Genomic DNA, 21426 nt, shown 5'->3' with positions numbered 1-21426 from the left:
TCGTCGTCTGCCGAAGGTCAGCTCTTCTTGGTCGGCGCCGCTCCGGCCCCGTCCTTGACCTCGCCGGAGCCGTCCTCGGCCGCGTCGTCCGACGCTGCCCCGGGCTCCGCTTCCGGCTCGCTCCCGGCGGCCGCCGCCTCGGGGGCCTCCCCGGTCTCGACGGCACCGTCGGCCGCAGCGGCTCCGTCGGTCCCGTCGTCGTGGGCGCCCGGCTCCACCACGGCCTCCCGGCCCGGCCGCTTCTTCGCGAGGAGCACCATGTACAGCACCGCGAGCAGGAACACGATCATCGCGGTCCAGTCGTTGAGCCGCAGACCGAGGATGTGGTGGGCGTCGTCGACGCGCATGTACTCGATCCAGCCGCGGCCCACGCAGTACGCGGCGACGTACAGGGCGAAGGCCCGGCCGTGTCCGAGCGTGAAGCGGCGGTCGGCCCACATCACGAGGAAGGCGACGCCGATGCACCACAGCGACTCGTAGAGGAACGTCGGGTGGTAGTAGCCGGGGACGCGGCCGCCCTCGGAGGAGGTGATGTGCAGGGCCCACGGCAGATGGGTCTCGCGGCCGTACAGCTCCTGGTTGAACCAGTTGCCCCAGCGGCCGCAGGCCTGGGCGAGGGCGATGCCGGGGGCGATGGCGTCGGCGTAGGCCGGGAGCGGGATGCCCCGGCGCCGGCAGCCGATCCACGCGCCCACCGCGCCCAGCGCGATCGCGCCCCAGATGCCGAGGCCGCCCTGCCACACCTTGAACGCGTCGACCCAGTCACGGCCCGCGCTGAAGTACAGCTCGTAGTCCGTGATCACGTGGTACAGACGCCCGCCGACCAGGCCGAACGGCACGGCCCAGACCGCGATGTCGGCCACGGTGCCGGCTCGCCCGCCGCGGGCGATCCAGCGCTTGTTTCCGAGCCAGACGGCTACGAAGACACCGATGATGATGCAGAACGCGTAGCCGCGCAGCGGAATGGGACCGAGGTGGATCACTCCGCGCGAAGGGCTGGGAATGTAGGCAAAGGTTTCCATGGCAGGGTCGACGCTACCGTGCCGGACCGGGGCGACGGCAACCAGCCCGGCTACGGCTCCATAACAGGGGCGTGAGAATCGCTTGCGCCGCCTTACCCCTTGTTCGCGTCCTCGACCAGCTGCTTCAGCTTGGCCGGGGTCATCGTCTGGTCCTGGTAGATGTTCTTGCCGTCGAGCAGGACGGTGGGCGTGCCGCTGAACCTGCCCGCCTGGAAGGCCTGGTTCGACTTCACCACCCAGGCGGTGTGCGTGCCCTTGTCGACACACGTGCGGAAGGCCGGTGTGTCGAGGCCCTTGACCTTGCCGGCCAGCCCGGTCAGCTTGGCGCTGCCGGCGAAGGCGTCGTCGGTCTCCTCGGGCTGGTTCTCGTACAGCACGTCGTGGAAGTCGCGGAACTTCCCGGCGTCCTGGGCGCAGGCGGCCGCGTTGGCCGCCTGCCGGGAGCCGCTGCCGCCGAGGTTTCCGTCGATGAGGGTGGCCAGGTGGTACTCGATCCTGAGCTTGCCGGAGTCGACCAGCTCGTGGAGCGTGGGCCGGTACGCCGTCTCGAAGGCCCGGCAGGCCGGGCAGCGGAAGTCCTCCCAGACCGTGAGCGTCGCCTTGGCGCCGTCCTTGCCGACCGGGATGGCGAGGCTGTCCTTGCCCTGCGCGCCCGACGGCGCCACCACCGGGCCGGAGCTCTCGCTCTTCTTGTCCTTGCCCGCGTTCGCGGCGACGACGCCGATCACCGCGGCCAGGCCGAGGACGCAGACGACGCTCGCGCCCACGATCAGCGCCCGCCGCCGCCTGTCCGCGGCCTTCTGCTTCTCGCGCTCGACCGCCAGCCGCTCGCGGGCCATCCGCTTTCCGTCACGATTCTTCTCGCTCACACCCCCAGAACGAACCGGGGAGGCGCACCGCGCCTCCCCGGTCCCAGGTCCACCCGTTCGAGTGACCGAATGTTCTGTCGTGCCCGGGGCCCGATCGGCGACCGGGCCACCGCGCTACGCCAGTCCGCGCACGCCCTTCGCGAGGTGCCCGGCGAGTTCCCGGACCGCCGTCACGCCGGCCGCGTCGTCCGGCGCGTCCAGCATCCGCTTCACGAAGGCCGAGCCGACGATCACCCCGTCGGCGAAGCGGGCGACCTCGGCGGCCTGGACCGCGTCGGACACGCCGAGGCCGACGCAGACGGGCAGCGCGGTGCCGGTGGCGCGGGTGCGCGCCACGAGCTCCTCGGCCTGGGCGCCGACGGATTCACGCGTACCGGTGACACCCATCAGCGACGCCGCGTAGACGAAGCCGCTGCCCGCCGCGGTGATCGTGGCGAGCCGTTCGTCCTTGCTGCTGGGCGCCACCACGAAGACGGTCGCGAGGCCGTGCTTCTCGGCGTGCTCCCGCCACAGTGCCGACTCCTGGACCGGCAGGTCGGGCAGGATGCAGCCGGCGCCGCCCGCCTCGGCCAGCTCGGCGGTGAACCGCTCGACGCCGTAGCGGTCGATGGGGTTCCAGTACGTCATGACGAGGATCGGCTTGCCGGTGGCCTCGTGGGCCTCCCTGACCGTGCGCATGACGTCCGCGATCCGCACGCCGCCCCGCAGGGCGATGTCGTCGGCGGTCTGGATGACCGGACCGTCCAGGACCGGGTCGCTGTGCGGCAGCCCGACCTCGACGACGTCGGCTCCGCCGTCCAGAACCGCCTTGACGGCGTCGATGCCGCCGTCCACGGTCGGGAACCCGGCCGGGAGGTAGGCGATGAGGGCGGCGCGGCCCTCGGCCCGGGCACCGGCGAGGGTGTCCGACAGCAGCTGGATGTTCCCGCTCACTTGGCGTCCCCCTCGATCTCGGCGGTGGCGGCGGCGTCGGCGGCCACCTCGGCGTCGGTGTCGTACAGCCCGAAGTAGCGCGCGGCGGTGTCCATGTCCTTGTCGCCGCGCCCGGAGAGGTTGACGACGATCAGCCCGTCCGCGCCGAGCTCCCTGCCGACCTCCAGGGCGCCGGCGAGGGCGTGCGCGCTCTCGATGGCCGGGATGATGCCCTCGGTGCGGGAGAGCAGGCGCAGGGCCTGCATGGCCGCGTCGTCGGTGACCGCGCGGTACTCGCCGCGGCCGGAGTCCTTGAGGTAGGAGTGCTCCGGGCCGATGCCGGGGTAGTCGAGGCCGGCGGAGATCGAGTACGGCTCGGTGATCTGGCCCTCGTCGTCCTGGAGGACGTAGGACCGGGAGCCGTGCAGGATGCCGGGCTCGCCGGCGGTGAGGGTGGCCGCGTGCTCGCCGGTCTCGACGCCGTGCCCCGCGGGCTCGCAGCCGATGAGGCGGACGGTCTCGTCGGGGATGAAGGCGTGGAAGAGGCCGATGGCGTTGGAGCCGCCGCCGACGCAGGCGATCGCGGCGTCCGGGAGGCGGCCGGCGCGCTCCAGGAGCTGGCGGCGCGCCTCGACGCCGATGACCCGGTGGAAGTCGCGGACCATGGCCGGGAAGGGGTGGGGTCCCGCGACCGTGCCGAAGAGGTAGTGGGTGCGGTCGACGTTGGCCACCCAGTCGCGGAACGCCTCGTTGATGGCGTCCTTGAGGGTGCGGCTGCCGGACTTCACGGCGATGACCTCGGCACCGAGCATCCGCATCCGGGCCACGTTCAGGGCCTGCCGCCGGGTGTCGATCTCGCCCATGTAGATGGTGCAGTCGAGGCCGAACAGGGCGCAGGCGGTGGCGGTGGCGACACCGTGCTGGCCGGCGCCGGTCTCCGCGATCACCCGGGTCTTGCCCATTCGCTTGGTGAGCAGGGCCTGGCCGAGCACGTTGTTGATCTTGTGGGAGCCGGTGTGGTTGAGGTCCTCGCGCTTGAGGAAGACGCGGGCGCCGCCGGCGTGTTCCGCGAAGCGGGGGACCTCGGTGAGGGAGCTGGGGCGGCCGGTGTAGTTGACCAGGAGGTCGTCGAGCTCCCGGGCGAACTCGGGGTCGTGCTTGGCCTTGTCGTACTCGACGGCGACCTCGTCCACGGCGGCGACGAGGGCCTCCGGGATGAACTTGCCGCCGAAGGCGCCGAAGTAGCCCTCGGGGGAGGGCACCTGGCCTTCGGGGTCAGGGAAGAAGAAATCGCTGGGCATGCCAGAACCTCACGGTGAGTGCGTGTGAAAAGACACTGTTCGCCGTGGGGGCGGAGTCCGTCGTACGACCTCAGGCCGCATGTGGCTGGTCGCGCAGTTCACCGCGCCCCTGAGGGGCGCGCTGCCATCGGCGGCCGTTCACCTGTCCCGGTTCGTCCCCGATGACGTAGCGGACGCGGCGGCCGTGGACCCGGCGGGCCGGCGCACGGCAACCGCGTGGGCGGCAGCCGCGCGCGAGGCGCGCGTACCGGTCCACTGTCGTCGTCACCGTGGGAGTCATCGGGGTCAGCCTAGCGGGTGGTCAGGAGCGGCCGTGCCGGAGTGCGGGGTGTTCGCCCGCCGCCACCAGGTCGGCCACCGCCGACTTGGGGTCGCGGCCCGTCACCAGGGACTCGCCGACCAGGACCGCGTCGGCGCCCGCGTTGGCGTACGCGATCAGGTCGTGCGGGCCGCGGACGCCGGACTCGGCGACCTTGACGAGGTTCTCGGGGATCTCGGGGGCGACGCGCTCGAAGGTGGCGCGGTCGACCTCCAGGGTCTTCAGGTTGCGCGCGTTGACGCCGATGATCTTGGCGCCCGCGTCCACCGCGCGCTCGACCTCGTCCTCGTCGTGGACCTCGACGAGCGGGGTGAGGCCGATGGACTCGGCGCGCTCGATCAGCGACTCCAGGGCCGGCTGTTCGAGGGCGGCGACGATCAGCAGCGCGAGGTCGGCGCCGTACGCCCGGGCCTCCCACAGCTGGTACGACGTGACGATGAAGTCCTTGCGCAGCACCGGGATGTCCACCCGGGCCCGGACCGCCTCCAGGTCGGCCAGCGAACCGCCGAAACGGCGCTGCTCGGTCAGGACCGAGATGACGGCCGCGCCGCCCGCCTCGTAGTCGGCGGCGAGTCCGGCCGGGTCGGCGATCGCGGCCAGCGCGCCCTTCGACGGGCTGGAGCGCTTGACCTCGCAGATGACCTTGACGCCCTCACCGCGCAGCGCGGCCACGCCGTCCTTGGCGGCGGGCGCCTTCGCCGCGCGCTCCTTGAGCTCGTCGAGGCTGACGCGCGCCTGCCGCTCCGCGAGGTCGGCACGGACTCCGTCGATGATCTCGTCGAGCACACTCACGCGAGCGGCCCCCTTCCGGACGGTTCTTCAAGGCGGTCAATCCCACAGGTAAAAAACCCATGGTCAATCCGATGGTATCCGCAGGACGGCACAGTCCTCGCATCGGTGCTCCAGCGCTCCCCCTACCTGGACCTTCCGTAGTTGATCAAGGATGCAACCAGCCACCGAACGGCAGGTTCCGGACAACCGTGAAGACCAGCACCAGCGCGCCGAGGCCCCACATCTGCACCGGCCGCAGTTCGATCCGGGCGGGCCGGCCGCGGACCGCGCGTGCCACCCAGACGGTCCACACCACGGCGAAGGCCAGGTAGGCGGCGACCGCGGCCGCGTTGTCCTGGAGCGCGGCCAGGACGTCGCCGTGGACGAAGGCGTGCGCGCTGCGCAGGCCGCCGCAGCCGGGGCAGTACAGGCCGGTGAGCCGGTAGAGCGGGCAGACCGGGTAGTGGCCGGGCTGGTTGGGGTCGACGGTGCCGACGTAGGCGAAGGCCCCGGCCACCGCGGCCAGCACCCCCGCGGGCACGGCCAGCCGCCCGCGCAGCGAGGACGGCACCGGGGCGGCGGCTGTGCTGGGGCTGTCGGGGTTCACGCCTCGCATTGTGCCCCGTACGGCCGCCGCACGCGCGAGAGGGGCGCCCCCGACGTCTCGGGAGCGCCCCTCTCGGGAAGAGGTGCGGGTCAGCTCTTGGCGCCGGCCGGTTCCGGGGTGACGGCCGGGGCGGTGTGCTGGAGCGCACCGGAGCCCTTCGGCTGGCCGAGACCCATGGAGCGCATGACCATGCCGACCACGCCACCGAGAAGCACGATCACCATTCCGGCCCAGAAGCCCACCGGCTGCGCCATCACCATGAAGGCACCGGCTACGCAGAAACCGATGAAGGCGATGGTGACGCCGGTCCAGGCGGCCGGGGTGTGACCGTGGCTGCTGCCCGCCATGACTTGCTCCTCATTTGACTGGTGCGTGTCGTACGGGCCGTCCGTGCGAGCTCGTACGTGTCCTTACGGACGCTCGTCCTCCATTGTCCCGTACGCGTACCCGTGAGATGAGCGGGGGTGGCGTCTGATTCGCCACACCGACGCGCTACGCCCCCGTGGGGTCCTCTCCCCGGTCCAGCGCCTTCCAGATGTCCTCGGGACGATCGGGGTCCACCGGCTTCGGGGCGCGGCGCGGGCGGTCCGCGCCGGTGCCGCGCTCGTAGCGCCCGGACATCGCGGGCCACAGCCGGCCGTAGCGCAGCGCGAGCAGCCCGGCGACCAGGATGAGGGCGCCGCCGACCGCGGCGACGTACGGCCAGCCGGTGTGGCTGAGGGCGTCGACCGTGGCGGAGGTGTCGCCGCTGGCCTGTGCGGCCTTCTCGTCGAGCGCGGAGTCGTCGGAGGCACCGAACAGCGCGGCGGCGGTGATCCCGGCGCCGGAGAGCGCGAGCAGCCCGGCGACCACGGAGCGACCGGCCCTGCGGACGGCGAAGACGGCGACGAGCGCGGCGAGGCCCACTATCGCGAGGGCCGCGGGAACACCCGTGACGTCGCTGCCCTTCGCGGTCAGCGGGAAGGCGCCGCCGGCCACCGTCGCGGTGCCCTCCGCCCAGCGCTGCCGGGTGGAGAGCAGGGCCACGGCCGCGCCGAGCGCACCGAGCAGCAGCGCCGCCGCGAGGCTGCGGCGGCCGGACCGCTCGGGTGCGGCGGCTTCGGAAGAGGGGTGAGGAACAGCAGTCACGTACTCCACTATCGCCTGAACCCGGGGCGAACGGTCACCCGGGGTGGGGTGAGAAGCACCCCATTCGCCGGGCCCGGGCGCCTACTTGCCCAGTCGGTTGGCCGTGTGTACGGCGCGCAGCACCGCCGCCGCCTTGTTGCGGCACTCCTGGTCCTCGGCGACCGGGTCGGAGTCGGCGACGATGCCCGCGCCGGCCTGGACGTACGCGGTGCCGTCGCGCAGCAGGGCGGTGCGGATGGCGATCGCGGTGTCGGAGTCGCCGGCGAAGTCCAGGTAGCCGACGCAGCCGCCGTACAGCCCCCTCCTGGAGGGCTCCAGTTCGTCGATGATCTGCATCGCCCGGGGTTTGGGGGCGCCGGAGAGGGTGCCGGCCGGGAAGCAGGCGGTGAGCACGTCGAAGGCGGTGCGGCCCTCGGCGACCTTTCCGGTGACCGTCGAGACGATGTGCATGACGTGCGAGTACCGCTCGACGGACATGAAGTCGACGACCTCGACGGAGCCCGGCTCGCAGACCCGCCCCAGGTCGTTGCGGCCGAGGTCGACGAGCATCAGGTGCTCGGCGCGCTCCTTGGGGTCCGCCATCAGCTCGTCGGCGAGGGCCTGGTCCTCCTGCGGGGTGGCCCCGCGCGGCCGGGTGCCGGCGATGGGGTGGACCAGGGCCCGCCCGTCCTCGACCTTGACCAGCGCCTCCGGGGACGAGCCGACGACGTCGAACCCCTCGAAGCGGAACAGGTACATGTACGGCGACGGGTTGGTGGCCCGCAGCACCCGGTAGACGTCCAGGGCGCTCGCCGTGCACGGGGTCTCGAAGCGCTGCGAGGGGACGACCTGGAAGGCCTCGCCCGCGCGGATGCGCTCCTTGACGTCCTCGACGGCCGCCTGGAAGTCGGGCCCGCCCCACAGGGCGGTGTACTCGGGGAGTTCGGAGGGCGGCAGGACGGCGGGCGGCTGGGCGACCGGGCGGGAGAGGTCGGCCTCCATCGCGTCGAGGCGGGCGATCGCGTCGGCGTAGGCCTCGTCGACGCCCGTGTCGAGGTCGTTGTGGTTGATCGCGTTGGCGATCAGCAGGACCGAGCCCTCCCAGTGGTCCATGACGGCCAGGTCGCTGGTGAGGAGCATGGTCAGCTCGGGCAGCTTCAGGTCGTCGCGCTCCCCCGGGCCGATCTTCTCCAGGCGGCGCACGATGTCGTAGCCGAGGTAGCCGACCATGCCGCCGGTGAACGGCGGCAGGTGCTCGGTGTGGGGGGTGTGCAGGGCCTCGATGGTGGCGCGCAGGGCGGCCAGCGGGTCGCCGTCGACGGGGACGCCGACCGGCGGGGTGCCGAGCCAGTGGGCCTGGCCGTCGCGGGCGGTGAGGGTGGCGGCGGAGCGGACGCCCACGAAGGAGTAGCGGGACCAGCGGAAGGCGGTGCGGCCGTTCTCGGCGGACTCCAGCAGGAAGGTGCCGGGGCGTTCGGCGGCGAGCTTGCGGTAGAGCGCGACCGGGGTGTCGCCGTCGGCGAGGAGCGTGCGGGTGACCGGGATGACGCGCCGGTCGGTCGCCAGCTTGCGGAAGGTCTCGAGGTCCATGGCGGCAGACCTTACTGATCCGAGGCGGGCGGGCCGGAATCGGCGCCGTCACCGCCGGCCGGGAGCAGCACGTCGGCGTCGAAGCAGGTCCGGTCGCCGGTGTGGCAGGCGGCGCCCACCTGGTTCACCTTGACCAGCACCGTGTCGGCGTCGCAGTCCAGCGCGACCGACTTCACCCACTGGACGTGGCCGGAGGTGTCGCCCTTGACCCAGTACTCCCGGCGGCTGCGCGACCAGTAGGTGCAGCGTCCGGTGGTGAGGGTCCGGTGCAGCGCCTCGTCGTCCATCCAGCCGAGCATCAGCACCTCGCCGGTGTCGTACTGCTGGGCGATGGCGGGCAGCAGGCCGTCGGCGCTGCGCTTGAGGCGGGCTGCGATCTCCGGGGCGAGGCCACCGGACGGGGACGCGCCCGTCGTACCGGTCGTACTGGTCATGCCTGCCATTGTGCCGCGCGGCACCGACAGTCACGGAACGTGTCCACTGTCCGGACGGTGAGTGTGGTCGTAGGCTGATCCCATGTCGACCTTCGCCAAGCGTGAACGGCTCCTGCTCGCCGACCTCTTGGAGACCGCCGGTCCCGAGGCGCCGACCCTCTGCGAGGGCTGGCTGACCCGTGATCTGGCCGCGCACGTGGTGGTCCGCGAGCGCCGGCCGGACGCCGCCGGGGGCACGATGATCAAGGCGCTCGCGCCGCGTCTGGAGAAGACGACGGCCGAGTTCGCCGCGAAGCCGTACGAGGAGCTGATCCAGCTGATCCGTACCGGCCCGCCGCGCTTCTCCCCCTTCCAGCTCAAGCAGGTGGACGAGGCGGCCAACACCGTGGAGTTCTACGTGCACGCCGAGGACGTCCGACGGGCCCAGCCGGACTGGTCGCAGCGCGAGCTGGACCCGGTCTTCCAGGACGCCCTGTGGTCCCGTCTGGAGCGCACCGCCCGGCTGCTGGGCCGGGGGGTCCCGACCGGGCTGGTGCTGCGCCGTCCCGACGGGCAGACGGCCGTCGCCCACCGCGGCACGCCCGTGGTGACGGTGACCGGCGAGCCCTCCGAGCTGCTGATGTTCGCCTTCGGCCGGCAGAGCGCGGCGAAGGTCGAGGTGGACGGCGACGAGAACGCGATCGCCCAGCTGACCGAGTCCAGGCGGCTGGGCATCTGAGGAGAGCCCGATGATCAAGGTCGCGATGACGAACGTGTACGTGGACGACGTGCCGCGAGCGCACGCCTTCTACACGGGCATCCTCGGCTTCGAGACCCGCACCCACCTGGACCTCGGCGGCGGCACCCTCTTCGTCACGGTCGGCGCGCCCGGGGGCGCCCAGCCGGACCTCCAGCTGCTCCTGGAGCCCGGTGACGGGCCCATCGCGGAGCCGTACCGCAAGGCCGTATACGAGGCGGGGCTCCCGGCCATCGTCTTCTCGGTGGAGGACATCCGGGCCGAGTACGACCGACTGCGCGCCCTGGGCGTCCGGTTCACGCACGAGCCGCAGGAGCAGGGCCCGGTGATCGCGGCCGTCCTGGACGACACGGTCGGCAACTACGTCCAGCTGGCCCAGCCGAAGGACCGGGCGGCCTGAGCGGCCTCCGCGGGCTCAGCGGGGCAGCTCGGCCCGGCGCAGCGCCGGTGCGACCAGGGCGACCACCCCGCCGAGCCCGCAGACCGCGGCGCTGACGACGTACACCGGGCCGAGTCCGAAGGCGCCGACGGCGGCCGCCGAGACGGGCATGGTGAGCGGGGCGAGGCCCAGGCTGACGAGCCCGCCGGCGAAAAGCCCCGGCGTCCGTGCCGGGGCTCAGGTTCGGGACGGCGTCACCGCACCGGGTGGCCCGCCTCCCGCAGGGTCTGCTTCACCTCACCGATCCTCAGGTCGCCGAAGTGGAAGACCGACGCCGCGAGCACCGCGTCCGCGCCCGCCGAGACCGCCGGGGGGAAGTGGGCGAGCGCGCCCGCGCCCCCGGAGGCGATGACCGGGACCGTGACGTGCTTGCGGACCGCGGTGATCATCTCGATGTCGTAGCCGTCCTTGGTGCCGTCCGCGTCCATCGAGTTGAGCAGGATCTCCCCCGCACCCAGTTCGGCCGCCCGGTGCGCCCACTCGACCGCGTCGATGCCGGTGCCGCGGCGGCCGCCGTGGGTGGTCACCTCGAAGGAGCCCGACTCGGAGCGGCGGGCGTCGACCGACAGGACCAGCACCTGGCGGCCGAAGCGTTCCGCGATCTCCCGGATGAGGTCCGGGCGTGCGATGGCCGCCGTGTTGACGCCCACCTTGTCGGCGCCGGCGCGCAGGAGCTTGTCGACGTCCTCCGCCGTACGGACGCCACCGCCGACCGTCAGCGGGATGAACACCTGCTCGGCGGTGCGGCGCACCACGTCGTAGGTGGTCTCCCGGTTGCCGGACGACGCGGTGATGTCCAGGAAGGTCAGCTCGTCGGCGCCCTCGGCGTCGTACACCTTGGCCATCTCGACGGGGTCGCCCGCGTCGCGCAGGTTCTGGAAGTTCACGCCCTTGACGACCCGGCCGTTGTCCACGTCCAGGCAGGGGATGACTCGGACCGCCAGGGTCATGAATCCACGGCTCCTCTGTGTGCCTCTGTGCCTCTAGCCTCGGAAGGCTTCCAGTTCCACTTCGACCAGGATGCGCGGGTCGACGAAGCCCTCCACCACCAGCAGGGTGGACGCCGGGCGCACCGCGTCGAAGATCTCCTTGTGGGCCCGTCCCACCGCGTCCACGTCCCGTACGTGGGTCAGGTACATGCGGGTCCGGACCACCGAGTCGACGTCGAGCCCGAACTCGCCGATCGCCTCGATGGCGCTGGTGAAGGCCACCTTGGCCTGTTCGTACGGGTCGCCCTCGCCGTACAGCACCGTCCCCTTGAAGGACGTCGTACCGCCGACCAGCACCCGGTCGCCCGCCGCCACGGCGCGCGCGAATCCGAAACTCTCTTCCCAGGGACTTCCGCTCTGCACGCGCCGTACGGCTCCGGACGTCATGACGACACAGCCTCCAAGGCCTCTTCCAGGGTGAACGCCTTCGCGTACAGGGCCTTCCCGACGATGGCGCCCTCGACACCGAGGGGTACCAGCTCGGCGATCGCGCGGAGGTCGTCCAGCGACGACACGCCGCCGGAGGCCACGACCGGCCGGTCGGTGGCCGCGCACACGTTCTTCAGCAGCTCCAGGTTCGGGCCCTGGAGGGTGCCGTCCTTGGCGATGTCGGTGACGACGTAGCGGGCGCAGCCCTCCTTGTCGAGGCGGGCCAGCGTCTCGTACAGGTCGCCGCCGTCGCGGGTCCAGCCGCGGCCCCTGAGGGTCGTACCGCGCACGTCCAGGCCGACGGCGATCTTGTCGCCGTGCTCGGCGATGACCTTGGCGACCCACTCCGGGGTCTCCAAGGCGGCCGTACCGAGGTTGACGCGGGTGCAGCCGGTGGCGAGGGCGGCGGCCAGGGTGGCGTCGTCACGGATGCCGCCGGACAGCTCGACCTTGATGTCCATGGCCCTCGTGACCTCGGCGACCAGGGCGCGGTTGTCGCCGGTGCCGAAGGCGGCGTCCAGGTCGACCAGGTGCAGCCACTCGGCGCCCGACCGCTGCCAGGAGAGGGCGGCCTCCAGGGGGGAGCCGTAGGAGGTCTCGCTGCCCGACTCGCCGTGCACGAGGCGGACGGCCTGGCCGTCGCGGACGTCGACGGCGGGGAGGAGTTCGAGCGTGCTCACAGTGTTCCGATCCAGTTGGTGAGGAGCTGGGCGCCGGCGTCGCCGGACTTCTCGGGGTGGAACTGGGTGGCCCACAGGGCGCCGTTCTCCACGGCCGCGACGAACGGCTTGCCGTGCGTCGACCAGGTCACGAGCGGCGCCCGGATGGCGGCGTTGTGCGTCTCCAGCGCCCACTCGTGGACGGCGTAGGAGTGCACGAAGTAGAACCGCGCGTCGGCGTCCAGTCCCGCGAACAGCTGGGAGCCGTCCGGTACGTCCACGGTGTTCCAGCCCATGTGGGGCACGATCTCGGCCTGCAGCGGCTCGACGGCGCCCGGCCACTCGTCGAGGCCCTCGGTGCGGACGCCGTGCTCGATGCCGTGCCCGAACAGGATCTGCATGCCGACGCAGATGCCCATCACCGGCCGCCCGCCGGACAGCCGGCGGTCGATGATCCAGTCCCCGCGGGCCTCCCTGAGGCCCTGCATGCAGGCGGCGAAGGCGCCGACGCCCGGCACCAGCAGCCCGTCCGCGTTCATGGCCCTGTCGAAGTCACGGGTGATCTCGACGTCGGCCCCGGCGCGGGCGAGGGCGCGCTCCGCGGACCGGACGTTGCCGAAGCCGTAGTCGAAGACCACCACGCTCCTGGGAGCGGTCAATTCCACACCTCCAGCCTCATGACGCCCGCCACCAGGCACATCGCGGCGCCTATCGACAGCAGCACGATCAGGCTGGTGGGCATCTTCTGCTTGACGAAGGAGATGATGCCGCCGACCAGGAAGAGGCCGACGACGATCAGGACGGTCGAGAGGCCGTTCACAGCGCGCCCTTCGTGGAGGGGAGGATGCCGGCCGCGCGCGGGTCACGCTCGGAGGCGTAGCGCAGCGCCCTGGCCAGCGCCTTGAACTGGCACTCCACGATGTGGTGCGCGTTGCGTCCGTAGGGCACGTGCACGTGCAGGGCGATCTGCGCCTGGGCCACGAAGGACTCCAGGATGTGCCGGGTCATCGTGGTGTCGTACTCGCCGATCATCGGCGCCATCTTCTCGGGCTCGGTGTGCACGAGGTACGGGCGGCCGGACAGGTCGACGGTCACCTGGGCGAGGGACTCGTCCAGCGGGACCGTGCAGTTGCCGAAGCGGTAGATGCCCACCTTGTCGCCGAGCGCCTGCCTGAAGGCGGCGCCGAGGGCGAGGGCGGTGTCCTCGATGGTGTGGTGGGAGTCGATGTGCAGGTCGCCGTCGGTCTTCACGGTGAGGTCGAACAGGCCGTGCCGGCCGAGCTGGTCGAGCATGTGGTCGTAGAAGCCGACGCCGGTGGCGATGTCGGTCTTGCCGGTGCCGTCGAGATCGATCTCGACCAGGACCGAGGTCTCCTTCGTGGTGCGCTCCACGCGCCCTACGCGGGTCATGCGTCCAGCTCCTTCTTGACTTCACGTACCGCGTCGAGGAACGCGTCGTTCTCTTCGGGGGTTCCGGCGGACACCCGCAGGAAGCCGGGCACGCCGTTGTCCCGGACGAGGACCCCCCGGTCGAGGATCTTCTGCCACACGCCGTGCGGGTCCGCGAACCGCCCGAACTGCACGAAGTTGGCGTCGGACTCGGTGACCTCCAGGCCCAGCGCCCGCATCTCGGCCACCAGCCGGTCCCGCTCGGCCTTCAGCTGCTCCACGTACTTCAGCAGCGTGCCGGTGTGCTCCAGGGCGGCCAGGGCGGTCGCCTGGGTGATCGCCGACAGGTGGTACGGCAGTCGCACGAGCTGGACCGCGTCCACCACCGCGGAGTGCGCGGCGAGGTAGCCGAGGCGCAGGCCGGCCGCGCCGAAGGCCTTGGACATGGTGCGGGAGACGACGAGATTCGGCCGACCTTCGAGCAGCGGCAGCAGCGAGGCGCCGTGGCTGAACTCGACGTACGCCTCGTCGACGATCACCATCGACGGCTTCGCCGCCTGGGCGGCCTCGTACAGCGCGAGGACCGTCTCGGGCGGTACCGCGTTGCCGGTGGGGTTGTTGGGGGTGGTGACGAACACGACGTCGGGCCGGTGCTCGGCGATCGCGCGGGCGGCGGCCTCGGCGTCGATGGTGAAGTCGGCGGCGCGCGGACCGGAGAGCCAGCCCGTGCCGGTGCCGCGCGCGATGAGCCCGTGCATCGAGTACGACGGCTCGAAGCCGATCGCCGTGCGGCCCGGTCCGCCGAAGGTCTGCAGCAGCTGCTGGATGACCTCGTTGGAGCCGTTGGCCGCCCACACGTTCTCGACGCCGACCGGGTACTTCCCGGTCTCCGTGAGGTACCTGGCCAGCTCGGTGCGCAGCTGTACGGCGTCCCGGTCGGGGTAGCGGTTCAGGTCGCGGGCGGCCTCGCGGACCCGCTCGGTGATCCGCTCGACCAGGGGCTCGGGCAGCGGATAGGGGTTCTCGTTCGTGTTCAGCCGGACCGGGACGTCCAGCTGGGGCGCGCCGTAGGGGGACTTGCCGCGCAGCTCGTCCCGTACGGGCAGATCGTCGATGCCTGTCACTTGCCTTCGGGTACCTTCCAACCGAACCTTGCCTTGATCGCCGCGCCGTGCGCGGGCAGGTCCTCCGCCTCCGCCAGCGTGACCACGTGGTGCGCGACCTCGGCCAGCGCGTCCTTCGTGTAGTCGACGATGTGGATGCCGCGCAGGAAGGACTGGACGGACAGGCCGGAGGAGTGGCAGGCGCAGCCGCCGGTGGGCAGCACGTGGTTGGACCCGGCCGCGTAGTCCCCGAGGGAGACCGGCGCCCAGGGGCCGATGAAGATCGCTCCGGCGTTCCTGACCCGGTCGGCGACGGCGGCGGCGTCGGCGGTCTGGATCTCCAGGTGCTCGGCGCCGTACGCGTCGACGACCCTGAGGCCCTCCTCGACGCCGTCGACCAGGACGATCGCGGACTGCCTGCCCTTCAGGGCCGGGACGATCCGGTCGTCGACGTGCCGGGTCGCCGCGACCTGCGGTGCCAGCTCCTTCTCGACCGCGTCCGCCAGCTCGACCGAGTCGGTGACCAGGACGGCGGCGGCCAGCGGGTCGTGCTCGGCCTGGCTGATCAGGTCGGCGGCGACGTGCGCCGGGTCGGCCGTGGCGTCCGCGAGGACGGCGATCTCGGTCGGGCCCGCCTCGGCGTCGATGCCGATCCTGCCGGTGAAGTAGCGCTTGGCGGCGGCCACCCAGATGTTGCCGGGGCCGGTGACCATGGCGGCGGCCGGGCAGGACTCGGTGCCGTGGGCGAACATCGCGACGGCGGTGGCGCCGCCGGCCGCGTACACCTCGTCGACGCCGAGCAGCGCGCAGGCGGCGAGGATCGTGGGGTGCGGCAGTCCCCCGAAGTCGGCCTGCGGCGGCGAGGCGAGCGCGATGGACGGGACACCGGCCTCCTGCGCGGGCACCGCGTTCATGATCACGGAGGACGGGTAGACCGACCGGCCGCCGGGCACGTACAGGCCGACCCGCTCGACCGGCACCCACTTCTCGGTCACCGAGCCGCCAGGCACGACCTGGGTCGTGTGGGCCGTGCGACGCTGTTCGCGGTGGACGAGACGGGCGCGCCGGATGGACTCCTCCAGGGCCGCGCGCACGGCGGGGTCGAGCTCGTCCAGCGCCTTGGCCAGTGCCTCGGCAGGCACCCGCACCTGCTCCAGGACGACCCCGTCGAACTTCTCGGCGAAGTCGATCAGCGCCGCGTCGCCCCGATGATGCACGGCCTCGCAGATCGGACGCACCTTCTCCAGGGCGGCCGAGACGTCGAAGTCGGCTCGGGGCAGCAGGTCGCGCAGGGCGGGTCCCTCGGGAAGGGCGTCGCCGCGCAGATCGATTCGGGAGATCACACGACCAATTCTCGCAGACCGCTGTGACGGACGGTTCGCGCGTATCAATGGCTGATACAGAACGCGGGCCGACGGCCGGTCCCTACCGTGGGGCGACGGGCGGCGGCGGACGGTGGGCCGGCGGCCGGTGCGCGGCCCTGGCCGGAAACGGAAGATCACCCTCACGTCGTGTGTTCGAGGCGAGACGGACGGGCATCACCGCTGGGCGAGCACATGACTCACGAGTAGCTACGAGCACCTGAGGAGGAAGGAAGAGCCGTGACCGAGGGGGACGCCGTCCAGGACGGCGACCTGCCGGACGATCTGACCGCGGCCGAGGCCGGTATGTGGCAGGCGTTCCGCAACGGCAGCGTGTACGACCTGAGCAGCGGCGACGCGCGCGTGGACGATCCGCACGGGGGCCACCCGTGGGGACCGGAGCGGACCGTGCGGGCCCGGATCGTCTGCTGGCTGCTGCTCGACGGCCCGCCCGCGCTCGCCGGCCGGGTGTCCTCGCTGAAGCTGGCCGGCGTGCGGATCAGCGGCACGCTGGACCTGGCGGGCGGGACCGTCCTGCCGTACGTGGAGCTGCGCGGCTGCCGGTTCGACGAGGAGATCCTGGTGCCGGAGGCGCACTTCACGACCGTGCGGTTCGTGGACTGCGCGGCGCCGCGCCTGGAGGCGGCCCGGGTGCGCACGGAGGGCGACCTGCACCTGCTGCGCTGCCGTTTCCTCGGCGGGGTCCGGCTGACCGACGCCCACATCGGCACCGACCTGCTGCTGAACGAGGCGGTGGTGCACCGGGACCGCAGCGGCCGGTCGATCGCGGCCGACGGCATGACCGTCGGCCAGGATCTCCAGGCGGACCTCCTGGAGTCGCACGGCGAGCTGAGGCTGCGCAGCGCGAAGGTGGGCGTCTCGCTGAGCCTGCGCGGCGCGCGGCTGCTCAACCCCGACGGGCGGTACGCCCTCAACGCGCCCCAGCTGACCGTCGGCCGCACGCTGTACCTGACCCCGGCCGGGGTGGGCGGGCCCTGGCAGAGCGGGACGACCCCGGCGCGCGGGACGCGGATCCAGCGGTTCGAGTGCCGGGGCGGCATCCGGCTGGACGACGGGCGCTTCGGGGACGCGGTGGACCTGGAGCGGGCGCGGCTCGCCCTCACCGACGACCAGGAGCTGTCGCTGCGCCGGGTGCAGGCGCCGGAGCTGCGGTTCCTCGGGGAGGAGCCGCAGCGCGGCCGGGTGCTGCTGTCCGGCGCCCGGGTCGTCAGCCTGGTCGACCGGGCGACCAGCTGGCCGGGTCCCGGGCGGCTGCACATGGGCGGCTTCGCCTACGAGAACCTGGTGCCGCAGGGTCCGTTCCCGCTGACCCGGCGGCTCGGCTGGGTGGCGGCGGCGACCGCCGAGTACAACCCGGAGCCCTACGAGCGGCTGGCGAGCGTGCTGCGGGCCGCCGGCGAGGACGAGGACGCCCGCGAGGTGCTGCTCGCCAAGCAGCGCCGGCGGCGCGAGACGCTGCCGCTGGCCGGCAAGCTCTGGGGGTACGCCCAGGACCTGACCGTGGCCTACGGGTACCGGCCGGGACGGGCGGCGGTGTGGATGGCGGTGCTGTGGGCGGCCGGCACGCTCGCCTTCGCGCACGCCCCGCATCCGCCGATGAACCCCGGCGGCCACCCCACGTGGGAGCCCGCGCTGTTCGTCCTCGACCTGCTGCTGCCGGTGATCGACCTGGGCCAGGCCGGTCAGTGGCGCCTCAGCGGCGGCTGGGAGTGGGCGTCGACGGTGATGATCCTGCTGGGCTGGATCCTCGCCACGACGGTGGCGGCGGGTGCCACCCGCCTGCTAAGGCGCGGATAGCCGGCCCTCGGCAGCCCGCCGGCAGGTGAGCACGCCTCACCTTTTACCTTCCCTTGACCTTCGGCCGTACAACTTTCGCGGAGTTGGCCCGACGGTCTGGCGCGGGCCCGACCCGCCGACCTTCAATGGCGGGACCATGGCTTCGCTGCGCGCGCTGTTCCGCTCCGCACGGACGGCAAGAACCACTTCGCGCCCCGCCCTCGGTCCGCTCCCGCCGGCCGAGGACGAGGTACTCCTCGACGCACCCGACGAGCGGCTCGCTCCGGCGCTGGTCGCGGCCGGTCAGGGCGCCTACGGACCCGCCGCGGGACTGCTCGCCGGCACCCGGGCGGCGGCCGAGTGGGAGGCCCGCGACCGGTACGTGCGCCGCCTCGCCCTGTTCGCCCGCTCCCGCCCGGAGTGGGTCGACGAGTGGCACGCGGCCGCCCCGCAGGATCCCGACCTGCTCGTGCTGCGCGCCCAGCTGGCGGTGGACCACGCCTGGGACTCCCCGGCCCGGAGCGAGGTGCTACGCGCGGTGAGTCCCGTGATCACGAGCGCCGCCCGCGGCGACGACCGGGACCCGGTGCCGTGGCGGATCGCCCTGGACCACGCCCGAGGCTCGAACGCCGGCCACAAGTACTTCGAGGAGCTGTGGGAGGCGGCGGTCCGCCGGGCCCCGCACCACTACGGCTGCCATGTGGCGGCCCTGCGCTATCTGGCCACCTACTGGCACGGCTCGCACCGCGAGTGCTTCGACTTCGCCGACCTGGCCGCGCAGGACGCGCCCGCCGACTCGCTCGTCCAGGCCCTGCCGGCCCGCGCGGCGTTCGCCTACCTGACCGACGGCTGCGGCCCCGAGGTGCCCCGGGCCCGGCTGGACGCGGCGGCCGACCGGGCGATCGCCCTGTCCGCCCGGTTCCCGGCGGGCGACCTGTGGGCCGCCGAGGTCCGCAACAAGCTGATGTACCTCCTGGTCCGCCTGGAACGCTGGGACGCCGCCCGCACCCAGCTGCACCTGATCGGCCCGTACGCCACGTCCTTCCCCTGGGACCGCCTGTCCGACGACCCGCTGGGCCACTTCGTACGGCTGCGCGCCCACCTGCTGGCCGGGACGGAACCCGTCCCGGAGGCCGGAGCGATCCCCTCCCCGGGAGGCCCCGGACGCCCACGGACCGAGCACGGCGGGCACGTCACCGCCGATGACCACTAGGCTGTGGCGCCGTGACCACCGTCCGTCTCCCCCTCTTCCCGCTGAACTCGGTGTTGTTCCCGGGGCTCGTGCTGCCGCTGAACATCTTCGAGGAGCGCTATCGCGCCATGATGCGCGACCTGCTGAAGACACCCGAGGAAGAACCGCGCCGGTTCGCCGTGGTGGCGATCCGCGACGGCCACGAGGTGGCACCGAGCGCACCGGGCATGCCGGACCCGACGGCCCAGCCGGACAAGGGCCCGGCCGCCGGCTTCGGGCCCGACCCCCTCAAGTCCTTCCACGGGGTGGGCTGTGTGGCGGACGCGGCGACCATCCGGGAGCGGGCCAACGGCACGTTCGAGGTGCTGGCGACGGGGACGAACCGGGTGCGGCTGCTGTCGGTGGACACCTCCGGGCCGTTCCTGACGGCCGAGCTGGAGGAGCTGCCGGAGGACCAGGGCGACGAGGCCGGCCCGCTCGCGGAGGGGGTCCTGCGGGCGTTCCGCCAGTACCAGAAGCGGCTGGCCGGTGCCCGTGAGCGCTCCCTGACCGCGGGGATCGAGCTCCCGGACGAACCGTCCGTCGTCTCCTACCTGGTGGCCGCCGCGATGATGCACGACACGCCCACCAAGCAGCGTCTGCTCCAGGCCCCCGACACCGCCTCACGCCTCCGTGACGAGCTGAAACTCCTTCGCTCCGAGACGGCGATCATCCGTAACCTGCCGTCACTGCCCGCGGCGGAGCTGACGCGGTCGCCGACGAGTCTGAACTGAGCAGGGGGCCTGTGACATGGCGAAGAAGGCGAACAAGAAGCAGCAGTCCGCGGGCGGCACCCCGGCGACGGTGGCGCTGACCGCGGCGGGCGTGGACTTCACCGTCCACTCCTACGACCACGACCCCGCCCACCCGTCGTACGGCGAGGAGGCGGCGGAGGCCATGGGCGTGTCCCCGGACCGTGTCTTCAAGACGCTGGTCGCGGACGTGGACGGGGCGCTGACGGTCGCGGTGGTGCCGGTGGCGGGCAGCCTGGACCTCAAGGCCCTGGCCACGGCGGTCGGCGGCAAGCGCGCGGCGATGGCCGACCCGGCCCTGGCCGAACGCACCACGGGCTACGTCAGGGGCGGCATCTCCCCGCTCGGCCAGCGCAAGAAGCTGCCCACGGTCCTGGACGCGTCGGCGTCGTCCCACGCCACGGTCTGCGTGTCGGCGGGCCGCCGGGGCCTGGAGGTGGAACTCGCCCCGGCCTCCCTGGCAACGCTGACGGCCGCCACCCTGGCCCCGATCGCCCGCCCCTGACCTCCCGGCACGGCCGCACCCCGCGGGCGGACTCCCAGGCAGGCAGCCGACCGCCCGCGATCGCCCGGCGCGGCCGTGCCTCAGCGGTGGGGCACCCGGGCAGGCAGGCGGCCGCCCCCGGTCTCCCGGCACGGCCGCGTCCCAGCGGCGATACGCCCAGGCAGGCAGGCGCCCACCCTGACCTCCCGGCATGGCGGCGCCCAAGCGGCGGAACTCCCAGGCAGGCGGGCGGCCACCCCTGACCTCCCGGCACGGCGGCCGTGCCCCAGCGGCGGGACACGCAGGCAGGCGGGCGGCCGCCCGCAATCGCCCGGCGCGGCCGTGCCTCAGCGGTGGGGCACCCGGGCAGGCAGGCGGGCGCCCCCGGTCTCCCGGCACGGCCGCGTCCCGGCCGGGGGGGACGTCTAGGCCGGCGGGGCCGCGTACGGGCTCTCCTCGTAAGGGGGTTCCGGGTCGCGGGGGCCGAACAGTGCCGTGAGGCCCAGCTGGACCAGCAGCGCCGAGAACGACCACGCGAGCAGCGCCCCCTTCGCCCCGAGCTTCAGCGGCGCCGAGAAGGTCACGCCCTTCCCCGCCGCCTTGGCATGCGCGATCACGTCCTGCTGGGGTCCCAGCCACACCCCCAGCCGCCACGCCAGCAGCGAGGCGAGCAGCCCGCCGACGCCCAGCGCCACCACCAGCGGCACGCCCCCGCGCCGCCGCCACAGGAACACCGCCACCGCGCTCACGGCCCCGAAGGCCAGCGCCAGCAGCGTGAACGTGCCGTCCACGCCGGCCGCCTGCTCGCCCTCGGTGTCCTTGAGGTAGACCACCCAGCTCCTGCCGGACCTGTCCCCCACCAGCGGCACGTGCGGCGCCAGCCACAGCCACAGCAGCCCCAGCAGCACCCCGCTCACGGTCAGCGCGACCGCGACGACCGCGGCCTCCCGCAGTTCCGTCTTCATCCCGGGACCGTCCTGTCCGTACTCGCCCGACTCTCCCGCGGCCGCCCCGGCGGGCGGCGGCACCTGCCAGGCCTGGTGCGAGGACTGGTCGTGCGGCGGCGGGGGCGGCGTCAACGGTGCGGTCACCCTGACATCGTGCCAGGTCGCGCTGTGCGGCGCG

The 21426-nt window shown here is 72.9% G+C and carries 26 protein-coding genes and 1 pseudogene; 6 read left to right on the top strand and 21 right to left on the bottom strand.

What is annotated here, in order from left to right:
- Positions 1-17: 17 nt before the first annotated feature.
- The 11 genes from lgt to hisI all read right to left on the bottom strand — a co-directional run bounded on the left by lgt (position 18) and on the right by hisI (position 8932).
- Complete coding sequence (gene lgt / locus AB0G52_RS13520) at positions 18-1022, bottom strand: prolipoprotein diacylglyceryl transferase (protein ID WP_361336401.1); 1005 nt, start codon at positions 1020-1022, stop codon at positions 18-20.
- A gap of 92 nt (positions 1023-1114) precedes the next feature.
- The gene (locus AB0G52_RS13515) at positions 1115-1891 is read right to left on the bottom strand and encodes a thioredoxin domain-containing protein (protein WP_132886219.1); all 777 of its coding nucleotides are present in this window, start codon (positions 1889-1891) and stop codon (positions 1115-1117) included.
- A 114-nt stretch (positions 1892-2005) separates the two neighbouring features.
- Positions 2006-2824 carry a tryptophan synthase subunit alpha gene (gene trpA / locus AB0G52_RS13510; protein WP_132886220.1) on the bottom strand — a complete coding sequence of 273 codons (819 nt, stop codon included), beginning with the start codon at positions 2822-2824 and terminating at the stop codon, positions 2006-2008.
- The gene (gene trpB / locus AB0G52_RS13505) at positions 2821-4104 is read right to left on the bottom strand and encodes a tryptophan synthase subunit beta (protein WP_132886221.1); all 1284 of its coding nucleotides are present in this window, start codon (positions 4102-4104) and stop codon (positions 2821-2823) included. The genes trpA and trpB overlap by 4 nt, the downstream gene beginning before the upstream one ends.
- A 70-nt stretch (positions 4105-4174) precedes the next feature.
- Positions 4175-4384, bottom strand: a complete 210-nt coding sequence (locus AB0G52_RS13500) for a tryptophan synthase subunit(beta) (RefSeq protein ID WP_132886222.1) — start codon at positions 4382-4384, stop codon at positions 4175-4177.
- A 21-nt stretch (positions 4385-4405) separates the two neighbouring features.
- A complete protein-coding gene (gene trpC / locus AB0G52_RS13495; RefSeq protein WP_361336398.1) occupies positions 4406-5215 on the bottom strand; it encodes an indole-3-glycerol phosphate synthase TrpC in 810 nt (269 codons plus the stop codon).
- Between the two features lie 145 nt (positions 5216-5360).
- Positions 5361-5810: a DUF2752 domain-containing protein gene (locus tag AB0G52_RS13490; RefSeq protein ID WP_132886224.1), complete on the bottom strand. Its 450-nt coding sequence runs from the start codon at positions 5808-5810 to the stop codon at positions 5361-5363.
- Positions 5811-5890: 80 nt separating this feature from the next.
- Positions 5891-6148, bottom strand: a complete 258-nt coding sequence (locus tag AB0G52_RS13485) for an HGxxPAAW family protein (RefSeq protein WP_132886225.1) — start codon at positions 6146-6148, stop codon at positions 5891-5893.
- A gap of 145 nt (positions 6149-6293) precedes the next feature.
- Positions 6294-6938: a TIGR02234 family membrane protein gene (locus AB0G52_RS13480; RefSeq protein WP_132886226.1), complete on the bottom strand. Its 645-nt coding sequence runs from the start codon at positions 6936-6938 to the stop codon at positions 6294-6296.
- Between the two features lie 72 nt (positions 6939-7010).
- Positions 7011-8498 carry an anthranilate synthase component I gene (locus AB0G52_RS13475; protein WP_132886227.1) on the bottom strand — a complete coding sequence of 496 codons (1488 nt, stop codon included), beginning with the start codon at positions 8496-8498 and terminating at the stop codon, positions 7011-7013.
- Between the two features lie 11 nt (positions 8499-8509).
- Positions 8510-8932: a phosphoribosyl-AMP cyclohydrolase gene (hisI, locus tag AB0G52_RS13470; protein ID WP_361336394.1), complete on the bottom strand. Its 423-nt coding sequence runs from the start codon at positions 8930-8932 to the stop codon at positions 8510-8512.
- An 82-nt stretch (positions 8933-9014) separates the two neighbouring features.
- On the opposite strand from hisI, the gene AB0G52_RS13465 reads away from it, so the two are divergent.
- Together AB0G52_RS13465 and AB0G52_RS13460 are read left to right on the top strand one after the other, a co-directional pair.
- The gene (locus AB0G52_RS13465; RefSeq protein WP_132886229.1) at positions 9015-9650 is read left to right on the top strand and encodes a TIGR03085 family metal-binding protein; all 636 of its coding nucleotides are present in this window, start codon (positions 9015-9017) and stop codon (positions 9648-9650) included.
- Between the two features lie 10 nt (positions 9651-9660).
- Positions 9661-10068: a VOC family protein gene (locus AB0G52_RS13460; protein WP_132886230.1), complete on the top strand. Its 408-nt coding sequence runs from the start codon at positions 9661-9663 to the stop codon at positions 10066-10068.
- Positions 10069-10083: 15 nt separating this feature from the next.
- Here the strand turns inward: AB0G52_RS13460 and AB0G52_RS13455 are convergent.
- The 9 genes and pseudogenes from AB0G52_RS13455 to hisD form a co-directional block, all read right to left on the bottom strand.
- Positions 10084-10248, bottom strand: a pseudogene (locus tag AB0G52_RS13455) (MFS transporter); the annotation flags it as partial.
- 53 nt (positions 10249-10301) lie between these two features.
- A complete protein-coding gene (gene hisF, locus AB0G52_RS13450; protein ID WP_132886231.1) occupies positions 10302-11057 on the bottom strand; it encodes an imidazole glycerol phosphate synthase subunit HisF in 756 nt (251 codons plus the stop codon).
- 33 nt (positions 11058-11090) lie between these two features.
- Positions 11091-11483, bottom strand: a complete 393-nt coding sequence (locus AB0G52_RS13445) for a RidA family protein (RefSeq protein WP_132886232.1) — start codon at positions 11481-11483, stop codon at positions 11091-11093.
- Complete coding sequence (priA, locus tag AB0G52_RS13440; protein ID WP_132886233.1) at positions 11480-12205, bottom strand: bifunctional 1-(5-phosphoribosyl)-5-((5-phosphoribosylamino)methylideneamino)imidazole-4-carboxamide isomerase/phosphoribosylanthranilate isomerase PriA; 726 nt, start codon at positions 12203-12205, stop codon at positions 11480-11482. Before priA ends, AB0G52_RS13445 begins: the two co-directional genes overlap by 4 nt.
- Complete coding sequence (gene hisH, locus AB0G52_RS13435; RefSeq protein WP_132886234.1) at positions 12202-12849, bottom strand: imidazole glycerol phosphate synthase subunit HisH; 648 nt, start codon at positions 12847-12849, stop codon at positions 12202-12204. Before hisH ends, priA begins: the two co-directional genes overlap by 4 nt.
- On the bottom strand, positions 12840-13004 hold the full coding sequence (locus tag AB0G52_RS13430) for a hypothetical protein (protein ID WP_046729563.1): 165 nt from the start codon (positions 13002-13004) through the stop codon (positions 12840-12842). Before AB0G52_RS13430 ends, hisH begins: the two co-directional genes overlap by 10 nt.
- Positions 13001-13594 carry an imidazoleglycerol-phosphate dehydratase HisB gene (gene hisB / locus AB0G52_RS13425; protein ID WP_132886235.1) on the bottom strand — a complete coding sequence of 198 codons (594 nt, stop codon included), beginning with the start codon at positions 13592-13594 and terminating at the stop codon, positions 13001-13003. Before hisB ends, AB0G52_RS13430 begins: the two co-directional genes overlap by 4 nt.
- Entirely contained in the window at positions 13591-14697 is a 1107-nt protein-coding gene (locus tag AB0G52_RS13420; RefSeq protein WP_132886236.1) for a histidinol-phosphate transaminase, read from the bottom strand. The genes hisB and AB0G52_RS13420 overlap by 4 nt, the downstream gene beginning before the upstream one ends.
- Positions 14694-16019, bottom strand: a complete 1326-nt coding sequence (hisD, locus tag AB0G52_RS13415; protein WP_361336390.1) for a histidinol dehydrogenase — start codon at positions 16017-16019, stop codon at positions 14694-14696. The genes AB0G52_RS13420 and hisD overlap by 4 nt, the downstream gene beginning before the upstream one ends.
- Before the next feature lie 258 nt (positions 16020-16277).
- Between hisD and AB0G52_RS13410 the strand changes: the two genes are divergently transcribed.
- From AB0G52_RS13410 to ybaK, 4 genes are all read left to right on the top strand, one after another.
- Positions 16278-17855, top strand: coding sequence for an oxidoreductase (locus AB0G52_RS13410; protein ID WP_132886238.1), 1578 nt, complete (start codon positions 16278-16280; stop codon positions 17853-17855).
- A gap of 136 nt (positions 17856-17991) precedes the next feature.
- The gene (locus AB0G52_RS13405) at positions 17992-19047 is read left to right on the top strand and encodes a hypothetical protein (protein WP_361336387.1); all 1056 of its coding nucleotides are present in this window, start codon (positions 17992-17994) and stop codon (positions 19045-19047) included.
- 11 nt (positions 19048-19058) lie between these two features.
- Positions 19059-19799, top strand: a complete 741-nt coding sequence (locus tag AB0G52_RS13400) for an LON peptidase substrate-binding domain-containing protein (protein WP_132886239.1) — start codon at positions 19059-19061, stop codon at positions 19797-19799.
- A 16-nt stretch (positions 19800-19815) separates the two neighbouring features.
- Positions 19816-20322, top strand: a complete 507-nt coding sequence (gene ybaK / locus AB0G52_RS13395) for a Cys-tRNA(Pro) deacylase (protein ID WP_361336385.1) — start codon at positions 19816-19818, stop codon at positions 20320-20322.
- A gap of 404 nt (positions 20323-20726) precedes the next feature.
- Here the strand turns inward: ybaK and AB0G52_RS13390 are convergent, their stop codons facing one another.
- Positions 20727-21392: a DUF2567 domain-containing protein gene (locus AB0G52_RS13390; RefSeq protein WP_132886241.1), complete on the bottom strand. Its 666-nt coding sequence runs from the start codon at positions 21390-21392 to the stop codon at positions 20727-20729.
- Positions 21393-21426: the final 34 nt, after the last annotated feature.

The organism is Streptomyces sp. NPDC021562, assembly GCF_040640875.1.
Taxonomy (GTDB): Bacteria; Actinomycetota; Actinomycetes; order Streptomycetales; family Streptomycetaceae; genus Streptomyces.
The sequence above is the reverse complement of the archived record's forward strand: the minus strand, read 5'-3'. Positions and strand labels throughout refer to the sequence as shown.